The following is a 9,100-nucleotide window of genomic DNA, read 5'->3' on the forward strand; positions in this document are numbered from 1 at the left end:
TCACGGGGCCAGCACGGTAATCTCCACCCGGCTCCCTCGGCTTGCGTCCCAGGAGAAACATCCTAGGCTCTATTCAAGCGTCTCTCGCCGACGGCGTTTTTCGGCCCAATCAGCTAATTGTCGCGAGGCAGGTTGCGCAATTCGGTCAGGCGGCTGTTGCCACGTCGTCTCCCCCGTCGCGGTTCGCCCCTCGGTCTCACTACCGGCATAGGTGTATTTATAGCTGTAGGCATAGGAGGACGAATTGCCGCGTGACGGCAACATCGTGAAAACTGCCCCAAGCAAGGGTGCGCCAACGCTTTCGAGGCTTCCGACAGCGTGTACGAGCTGCTCTCGCTTAGTGTGGCCGAACCGAGCCATTATGAGGACACCGTCCGCTCCTGCGGCCAGAATCGCGGCATCAGTTACCGCAAGGAGTGGCGTCGAATCGACAATCACGTAGTCGAACTCCGTGCGAAGCTCGCTCAGCAGTTTCCTCGCTGATTGCGATCCGAGAAGTTCGCTCGGGTTGGGCGGAATAGCGCCAGACGTAAGGACAGAAAGGCCCGAGAAGCGCGTCTTTTGAAGCGCTTCTTCCAACGAAGCTCCGCCACTCAAGACAGTGCTAAAACCTACCTGCCCTACGAGGTCTAGATACTTCGCCAATGCGGGGCGCCGCATATCTCCATCAACCAGTACGACACTGTGCTCAGCTTCGGCCAGAGCTAAAGCAATGTTGATCGCCGTGGTTGACTTACCTTCACTGGGCATAGAACTAGTCACTACAATGATGCGCGGCGGATTATCAACTGCCAAAAACTGAAGATTGGTACGTAATTTCCGGAAGGCTTCGGCAGTCCCCGAGCTATCGCGATCAAAGGCTATAGCTGGCTGTTTACGGCGATCCTTGTCGAGCGGCATATTGCCAACGATACCAGCACCTGTAATCTCTTCGAGATTCTCTCGGTTCTTAACGGTGTTATCCAGCATGTCGCGGAATACCGCGATGCCAAATCCAAGAAGTAAGCCGAGAGCTAGTCCGACGCCTATGTTCCGCGCGGTCTTTGGAATAACGGGCCCATTTGGAATCGAAGCACGCTGCTCGACAACAACGCGAGCATCCGGCCTCGCGCCGCTTTCTGGCGTCTCTAGTTCACGGACGAGGGTTACAAATTCGTCCGAAAGCGTGTTGGCGATATCCCGCGCTCGCACAGGTGATGCATCGAGCACAGTCACATCGATAAGGACGGTGTCAGGTTTGGCTTTCGCGGTCACATTTTCCTGCAGCGCGCCGGCACTCGTACTTAAACCCAATTTGTCGATTGTGCGCTGGGCGAGAGTCTGCCCCATTATAAGCTGCGTGTACGAAACGACGCGTTCTTGAGAAAGTCGATTGCCTTGGTACATCTCCGCCACGGATGAACCACCTGAGGTCGACACATATAGTCTCGTAGAGGCTTGGTACAGCGGCGTTGTAAACAATGTTATCGCGACGGCTCCTAGCAGCGCGACTACAACGGTTACGCACACCGTCAGCCATCGTGCTCGAATCAGCCTTACGATGTCCTGCAGATTCAATGCCACCCCTTAGCCCGCTGGGCTTTCGTTGTCGTCCTCTTCCGTCGGCGGATCGAACCGGGAAGAATTCTTTCGATTTTTAAGCTGACCCGATTAGTCGCCGCATGCCGGGACCGATACTTTTGGCTTTACGTCGTCTACAAGAGGCTGCACCGGCATCCTTGCGGCGCCAGGGGCCGTCGGCTCCGATAAATGGAAACTCAACTCCCCTGATTGTCCAGGGGGTATAAGGACCTGCACCTCATAAGTCGGATGACCCCGTTCAGCGCCCAACGTAAAAGGCACGCGCTCCCCATTCGCAAGCACACTTACCAGCGACGATCCGACGGTTGATACAAGCCGCACCGAAGTCACCATGGTTCCTCTTGGGACCTCAAATGGAACATCGCGAGAGAGACCTTCGATGCCCACAATATAATCCGGCAGCGGAACGTCCGGAACCGTATTTTTCAATCGAACTGTCACGGTTGACATCCTCGTTTGAGCATCGCAGCCATCGCTGACATATTCGAGCTCCCTTTCGAGATAGTAGTCGAGTTTATTTCCGCCTAAATTGTTGACTACTATTGCCGCGAATGGAGCAGTGTCGTTTGGGACCGCATTGGCCAGCGGCGTACTTTCGAGTAGCCGCTGCTCTTCCTCATTCGAACTCCATACTGCTAATCTACGTTCGCCGGCAGCCTTGCCCAACGCGTCTAGGAGCTTCCTAGGCGACTCCACAGGTCCTGTTATTTTGCGAACTACCTCACTTGCGATGTCTTGGAGATAGTTCTTCCGCGCAGTTTGGTCGTCTGGATATCTTATATACGCAGTAGACTCCGTCAGTTCGACGACGTTGTCCTTGCTGATTTTCTCGCCATCCGGCATCGTAATGGCTCCGACTGCGCCGAGAATATAGCTAAGAGCGACCGGATCTATAGCCAGTACACCGTCAACGCTCTCTCCCGATTCATCGGCCCACATCGATCTCCAAATCTGTGCGGCGTATGGAAAGTGGGAACTGAGATTACTATTCCGAAAATCGGTGAATGGATTGGTATATCCGTAGTTGTCCATGTATTCCGGCCCCAGGTCGAGCGAGGCCGCTGCTGTCCGTAAGTCCGTGTTTGGGCCCAGTGTGTCAACTGATGGCGTTCCGTCATTGAACCGCAGGATTCCAAAACCACCGAGCAGGCCGCCCGTCCCACGCGCCTCTGCGTTGGTTTGGAATCCCATAAAGTAGGTACGAGGCCCATCGGCCCCCATCATGGCGGGAGCGACTCGCGCCGCGAGAGCGGTATTTTCGAGGAGCCCTGCGATTTCGGAAGTCTGACTCTGTACTTGTATACGAGCGTCCTCTAGGACTGAGAGAAAGCCGGGATCAGGGATCTGATCGGCAGCTGCGTTGAGATTTGCGGCGTCTTGGGCTATCTGCCTTAGCTGCGGTTCTTCAGCACGAAGGCGTTGGACGTCCAGTCGCCCATCCTTCAGAAGTCTGTCGGGCGCGACGCCGGAACCAACATCAGTGGATGGTTGCAACACGTCCGCCGCTAACCCTAAGACGACAGTGGAGATCTGTTGACCCGTCTCAAAGGGATCCCCCAGCCAAGGAATTACCGAGACGATATTCCAGGGCACCGAGTGTGTTGCATCGCTTGCGCTTTGGGCGTGAGTTCGGGCATCAGCCGCAAGCTGCGCTGCCGTCTCCGTTTCACCTCGAAGCAATGCGTCTTTGGCCTGCTGCGCGCTACTTCTGGCGTGCTCCAGGCTATTTTTAGCTTCGAAGCCACGAACTCCCAACCAGACACCAAAAGCAACAACGATGAATACCAGCGCCAAAGCCGTCCACACCGCTCCGTGGCGATCCCGCAACCAGTAAGGCCCGCGTTCGTCTTCATCTAGTAACAGGTCGTCGTCTCGCCGATCGCCGGACCGGCGGCGGAAGAACTTATTCACTTAGTTACATTCCCGTGGTCGGTGGGTTCTCAGCAATTGCGCTAGACAAGCAGATGGGACTGCCATCAAAGGCAGTCCCATCTGACTAACCGGCATGTGCGAGGATCAGCAGCCCCGGCTGATCGATGCCTTCACCGAGAAGTAGGGCCCGAGCGAAACCGTGATCCCGAAGATGCAGGCATCAAAGTTCAACTGACCGAGCCAGCCGAACCAGCGCTTGATAAAGCCCGGGATCAGCGCCGCGGTGTTGAAGTCGAGGATGGTGGTCTTCTCCGGGGCGCCCGGCCGCGGCGGGCCGAACCAGACCCAACCACCTTGCTGCGCAATGGAAGCCGCGCCGAGTACCGGAGCGGCGGCGATGTTGGCCAGCTCAGACATCGCCGGCGCCGTGGGCGCGGGCAGTGCGATGTCGGCGTTGGCGGCGACGGCAGGCGTCAGGGCCGCCGCAGCAGCCACCGCCGTAGCCGCGGTGGCCACCTGGAACTTGGTGCTTACCTTCGACATTCTTGCGGCCACTGTAGCCATATCCCCCTCATTTCACTCCGGTTGAGTTAGCTGAAAATATGTCAGACTCCCGTGTGCCTGTCAACCGGAGCGCGGAATGTTACGAGATGTTCTCTTCCTACCTCAAGAAGGCGCCTCGACCTGCAACATCCCTCGTCTACGCACCTGAATGGAACCCGCGATGGACGCGAGTTATTTTCAATTCCACGGTTGCCATAGCGTCCCGTAATCATGTTTGCTGGCGACGTGCGGTCTTGGAATTTACTCAGGCCGTCGCCTTGTTAGTCGGAATTCTCACCGTGGCTAGAAGTGCGCGGTGGTCTGTGCCTGACAACGTCACCGCCTGGAGAACGCCAGCTTCGGCGCGCCGCGTCAAGACGTGGTCGATCGTGATCATTGGCGGTACAGAGCTGTTAGAAGGAAACGTGGGGGCGAAGCCAGCGCCCAACTGTTGGACGGAGTCTCTGTAGCCATGACCGAGGAGATCGCGGAACTGCCGCATATCAGGGGTGCTGTTGAAGTCCCCCGCGACGATGACTGTTCCGGACTCTGTGGCGTCAGCTAAACCTACGAGCCTAGACCGAGTGGCTACGATAGCGTTCCGCCAGCTATCGAACGACCTCAGCGGAGAGGTCACGTGCACGCTGGCAACCACTACCTCGCTCGATAAGCCATTTACTTGCATTCGGGCTGCGACCATGGCCGAGTTCCAATAACGCGTCGGGGACACGGGGCTCAGCGGATATCGACTCCAGATCCCGTTTCCGCTCGCCTGCGGCGCTGGGAACAAGATCGAATACGGGAAGATGTCGCTTATGCCGGCCAAATGGAATTTGCGCACCGCCTCCGGAGTCAGCTCTGTAACCGTGACGACATCGGCCGCGCTCCCCGCCAGCGCAACGAATTCGTCCGCGTCAGCACGTCCGTATCGAAGGTTCGACGACAAGACTCGCACCTCAACGTGCTCCCCCGCGGCCGTCTCGGTTCCTCCGTAGTACCAGCGCAGTTGGACTCCCGCGGATAAAGCAAGAACCACGACAGCCATGACACACAGAATGATCCTGCGGGACAGCAGTGCCATCACCATCCCAAGAGCTGCGACCGCCACCATGTACGGCGCCCCCACCGCCATCACGAGCGCCTCATTACTGCGCAAAGGGCATTGACGAACTAGCAACGAAAGGGCTGAAAACAACAAAGCGAGAGTGATTATCACTGGCGTCGCGGATCGTCCCCACGACCGTGCGCGGTGCCTTCCTGAAAAGATAAGGCGAGTCCTCCCCCTGTGCCGCGCTCACGGATCACCGCAGGCTACCAATCTCAGGGCAACGCCGCAGGGACCGAGGTGACGCCTGCGGCGCTCCCGAGCGTGCCACTTTCTAAGGGAGTAGTAAGGGCCACCCGCGACACCCCGGCACTGCGCCGTTAGCATCAGAAGCTATGACCAGCGTGACTGAGCCTTCTGCGACGCCTGCCGAGCACGAGATCGACATCCACACCACCGCCGGAAAGCTGGCCGACCTGCGCAAGCGCGCAGAGGAGGCCAAGCACCCGGTCGGCGAGGCCGCCGTGGAGAAGGTGCACGCCAAAGGCAAGCTGACCGCGCGCGAGCGCATCCTCGCGCTGCTGGACGAGGGCTCCTTCGTCGAGCTCGACGCGCTGGCCAAGCACCGCAGCAAGAACTTCGGCCTGGAGAAGAACCGCCCCACCGGCGACGGCGTGGTCACCGGCTACGGCACCATCGACGGCCGCGACGTGTGCGTCTTCAGCCAGGACGCCACCGTGTTCGGCGGCAGCCTCGGCGAGGTCTACGGCGAGAAGATCGTCAAGGTCCAGGAGCTGGCCATCAAGACCGGCCGCCCGCTGATCGGCATCAACGACGGCGCCGGCGCCCGCATCCAGGAAGGCGTGGTCTCCCTCGGCCTCTACAGCCGCATCTTCCACAACAACATCAAGGCCTCCGGCGTCATCCCGCAGATCTCGCTGATCATGGGCGCCGCAGCCGGCGGACACGTCTACTCCCCCGCCCTGACCGACTTCGTCATCATGGTCGACCAGACCAGCCAGATGTTCATCACCGGCCCCGACGTCATCAAGACCGTCACCGGCGAAGACGTCACCATGGAAGAGCTCGGCGGCGCCCAGACCCACATGTCCAAGTCGGGCACCGTGCACTACGTGGCCTCCGGCGAGCAGGACGCGCTGGACTACGTCCGCGACCTGCTGTCCTACCTGCCGCCCAACAACTACGCCGAGCCGCCGCGCTACCCGGCCCCGCAGGCCGACGCCCCGATCGAGGAGAGCCTCACCGACGAGGACCTCGAGCTCGACACGCTGATCCCGGACTCGCCGAACCAGCCCTACGACATGCACGAGGTCATCACCCGGATCCTCGACGACGACGAGTTCCTCGAAGTCCAGGCCGGCTACGCGGGCAACATCGTCATCGGCTTCGGCCGCGTCGACGGCCGCCCGGTGGGCATCGTGGCCAACCAGCCCACCCAGTTCGCCGGCTGCCTGGACATCAACGCCTCGGAGAAGGCCGCCCGGTTCATCCGCACCTGCGACTGCTTCAACATCCCGATCGTGCTGCTGGTCGACGTTCCCGGCTTCCTGCCCGGCACCGACCAGGAGTTCAACGGCATCATCCGCCGCGGCGCCAAGTTGCTCTACGCCTACGGTGAGGCCACCGTCGCCAAGGTCACCGTCATCACCCGCAAGTCCTACGGCGGCGCGTACTGCGTGATGGGGTCCAAGGACATGGGCGCCGACGTCGTGGTCGCCTGGCCGACCGCCCAGATCGCCGTGATGGGCGCCTCCGGTGCGGTGGGCTTCGTCTACCGCCAGCAGCTCAAGGAAGCAGCGGCCAACGGCGAGGACGTCGACGCGCTGCGCCTGAAGCTGCAGCAGGAGTACGAGGACACCCTGGTGAACCCGTACATCGCCGCCGAGCGCGGATACGTCGACGCGGTCATCCCGCCGTCGCACACCCGGGGCTACGTCGCCACCGCGCTGAAGCTGTTGGAGCGCAAGGTCGTTCAGACCCCGCCGAAGAAGCACGGAAACATCCCGCTCTGATCCGCTGCCTCAGACAAGGATTCACCACTCATGAACCATGACGCCGACATCGTCGAGGTCTCCGACCCGCGCGACCTGACGATCGACGATCCGCCGCAACCGGATCCGCACTTCCAGGTGATCAAAGGCGAGCCCACGCTCGACGAGATCGCCGCGCTGGTGACCGTGCTCGCCGGCGCCGGTGGCGGCGCAGCAGCCGACCCCGGCCCCCAGGAACTCAACCCCTGGGGCCACCCGGTCGACAAGCTGCGCTACGACGTCACCAGCTGGCAGCGCGTCACGCTGCTGGAACGTATGCATATGAGGCGATGAGCGCTCGCGCGAAGAGCAGACGAAACCGATGAGCGCTCGCGCGAAGAGCAGACGAGCTCGATGACCCGCGTCGTTCTCGCGTCGGCGTCCCAGGGCCGGCTCGGCGTGCTGCGGCAAGCTGGCATCGACCCGGAGGTCGTCGTCTCCGACGTCGACGAGGACGCCCTGCTCGCCTCGCTGGACCCCGATCTGCCGCCGGAGGCGGTGGTGGCCAAGCTGGCCAACGCCAAGGCGCTCAGCGTGGCCGCGCAGCTGCCCGAGGCGCTGACCGCCGACTGCGTGGTCATCGGCTGCGACTCGATGCTCTACCTCGACGGCACCCTGCGCGGCAAGCCGGGCTCCGCGGAAGCAGCTCGGGCGCAGTGGATGTCGATGGCCGGGGCCTCAGGGCATCTGCTCACCGGGCATGCGCTGCTGCGATTGGCCGGCGGCGTCATCACCCACACCGAGGTCGACACCGGCAGCACCAAGGTGCATTTCGGCCAGCCCACCGAGGCCGAGATCGCCCGCTACGTCGACAGCGGTGAACCTCTCTATGTGGCAGGGGCTTTCACACTCGACGGGCTCGGCGGCTGGTTCGTCGACAGCATCGAGGGCGACCCGTCGAACGTGATCGGCATCAGTCTGCCGCTAGTGCACCGACTGGTGCGCCGCGCCGGCCTGGCCATCTCGGACCTCTGGCGCGGATAGCGCCGGAAACGGGTCAGCAGCCTCGGCTGAAGCCGACCGACAGCGTGCCGTAGGGCCCGATCCTGGCGTTCAGGCCGAGGAAGCACGCGGTGAAGTTGATGTCCGCGAACCACCCGAACAGCGGCTGCAGGAAGCCCGGCACCAGCGCGAGCGGATAGAACGACACCACCGGGGTGTAGGTCGGGCCGTCATCCCTGGTCGGCCCGAACCAGATCCACGACCCCTGCTCGGCGAACGACACCGAGTTGATCAGCGGCGCGGCCGCGATGTCGGTGATCGCGGGTGCGGCCGGCACCGGCAGGCTGATGTCCGCCTGCGCGGCCACTGCCGGCGTCAAGATCGCGGCGGTCGCGATCGCGCACGCTGCGGCCCCCACCTGTACCTTCGTGCCGGCGCTCGACACTCTTTCAGAAATAGTAGACATCCCCCCACGCCCTCCCCAATTGGATTAGCTGCCAGCGTGCCAGCAGCCTCCTGTGATGTCAATCACAAAGGCGGATCCGCGCATGCGTTCTGTGCCTGGGAAAATATCCCCTGACCAGCAGATTCTCCGTATTCCGAGGGCCGTCCAGGGCGCTTCGCTGGCGCCGCCACCAAACCCGCAGAGCAGCACCAGATGCCTTGCGGAAGTTTGCTGAGCGACTACCGGAGATCGGTCGGCACAGGTCGGGCCATGATCAGCAGCCAGCCCCGTTCGCCGCGCCGCACGCAGCGAAGCGAGAAACAGCGACCGCTAGGAGCAGCCGCGGCTTCCCGGCCGCTTCACGTAGAGGATGACGCGCTTCGTTTTCTGCGAGATCGTCCGTCCCGCACCGGGACTCTGGGCGCACACTTCCCAGTTCTGCTGATTGATGACCTCGCGGACATCCTTGCGGTTGATGAACCGCAGATCGAGTTCGGCGTTACCGGTGGCGGCGTGCAGGGTGCGCACCGCGCGCTGCAGCACCATGGTGCGCAACTCCGGCATGATCAGCGGCGCGCTCGCGGCCCGCTGCGGCGTGGGCGCGGGCGCCTCGTTCGCCGC

The 9,100-nt window shown here is 61.7% G+C and carries 8 protein-coding genes and 1 pseudogene; 3 read left to right on the forward strand and 6 right to left on the reverse strand.

Translation table 11 applies throughout. The annotated features are described in order from the left end of the window. Positions 1–69: 69 nt before the first annotated feature. The 4 genes from MVA01S_RS08300 to MVA01S_RS08315 all read right to left on the reverse strand — a co-directional run bounded on the left by MVA01S_RS08300 (position 70) and on the right by MVA01S_RS08315 (position 5,128). The gene (locus MVA01S_RS08300) at positions 70–1,557 is read right to left on the reverse strand and encodes a tyrosine-protein kinase domain-containing protein (RefSeq protein WP_060941573.1); all 1,488 of its coding nucleotides are present in this window, start codon (positions 1,555–1,557) and stop codon (positions 70–72) included. Between the two features lie 93 nt (positions 1,558–1,650). After that, entirely contained in the window at positions 1,651–3,492 is a 1,842-nt protein-coding gene (locus MVA01S_RS08305) for a DUF4012 domain-containing protein (RefSeq protein WP_003929381.1), read from the reverse strand. A 105-nt stretch (positions 3,493–3,597) separates the two neighbouring features. After that, on the reverse strand, positions 3,598–4,017 hold the full coding sequence (locus MVA01S_RS08310; protein WP_040540460.1) for a hypothetical protein: 420 nt from the start codon (positions 4,015–4,017) through the stop codon (positions 3,598–3,600). 244 nt (positions 4,018–4,261) lie between these two features. Then, positions 4,262–5,128, reverse strand: coding sequence for an endonuclease/exonuclease/phosphatase family protein (locus tag MVA01S_RS08315; RefSeq protein ID WP_003929379.1), 867 nt, complete (start codon positions 5,126–5,128; stop codon positions 4,262–4,264). 308 nt (positions 5,129–5,436) lie between these two features. Between MVA01S_RS08315 and MVA01S_RS08320 the strand changes: the two genes are divergently transcribed. The 3 genes from MVA01S_RS08320 to MVA01S_RS08330 are packed head-to-tail and all read left to right on the forward strand — an operon-like array spanning position 5,437 to position 8,076. After that, positions 5,437–7,074 (forward strand): acyl-CoA carboxylase subunit beta, encoded by a 1,638-nt coding sequence (locus MVA01S_RS08320; protein ID WP_003929378.1) that lies wholly within the window; start codon positions 5,437–5,439, stop codon positions 7,072–7,074. Positions 7,075–7,104: 30 nt separating this feature from the next. Then, positions 7,105–7,386, forward strand: a complete 282-nt coding sequence (locus MVA01S_RS08325; RefSeq protein ID WP_003929377.1) for an acyl-CoA carboxylase subunit epsilon — start codon at positions 7,105–7,107, stop codon at positions 7,384–7,386. Positions 7,387–7,446: 60 nt separating this feature from the next. Beyond that, positions 7,447–8,076 (forward strand): Maf family protein, encoded by a 630-nt coding sequence (locus tag MVA01S_RS08330; protein WP_003929376.1) that lies wholly within the window; start codon positions 7,447–7,449, stop codon positions 8,074–8,076. Between the two features lie 13 nt (positions 8,077–8,089). Here the strand turns inward: MVA01S_RS08330 and MVA01S_RS08335 are convergent, their stop codons facing one another. Both MVA01S_RS08335 and MVA01S_RS08340 read right to left on the reverse strand, forming a co-directional pair. Beyond that, positions 8,090–8,452, reverse strand: coding sequence for a hypothetical protein (locus MVA01S_RS08335; protein WP_237024348.1), 363 nt, complete (start codon positions 8,450–8,452; stop codon positions 8,090–8,092). 357 nt (positions 8,453–8,809) lie between these two features. Next, positions 8,810–9,100, reverse strand: a pseudogene (locus tag MVA01S_RS08340) (hypothetical protein); the annotation flags it as partial.

This window comes from Mycolicibacterium vaccae NBRC 14118 = CIP 105934 (assembly GCF_001552715.1).
In the GTDB taxonomy this organism is placed as follows: Bacteria; Actinomycetota; Actinomycetes; order Mycobacteriales; family Mycobacteriaceae; genus Mycobacterium; species Mycobacterium vaccae.

Bases quoted from the DNA above. Each gene is read 5' to 3' on its own strand.
- MVA01S_RS08325 (WP_003929377.1), top strand. From the start codon at position 7,105: ATGAACCATGACGCCGACATCGTCGAGGTCTCCGACCCGCGCGACCTG.
- MVA01S_RS08310 (WP_040540460.1), bottom strand. From the start codon at position 4,017: ATGGCTACAGTGGCCGCAAGAATGTCGAAGGTAAGCACCAAGTTCCAG.
- MVA01S_RS08330 (WP_003929376.1), top strand. From the start codon at position 7,447: ATGACCCGCGTCGTTCTCGCGTCGGCGTCCCAGGGCCGGCTCGGCGTG.
- MVA01S_RS08320 (WP_003929378.1), top strand. From the start codon at position 5,437: ATGACCAGCGTGACTGAGCCTTCTGCGACGCCTGCCGAGCACGAGATC.
- MVA01S_RS08315 (WP_003929379.1), bottom strand. From the start codon at position 5,128: ATGGCGGTGGGGGCGCCGTACATGGTGGCGGTCGCAGCTCTTGGGATG.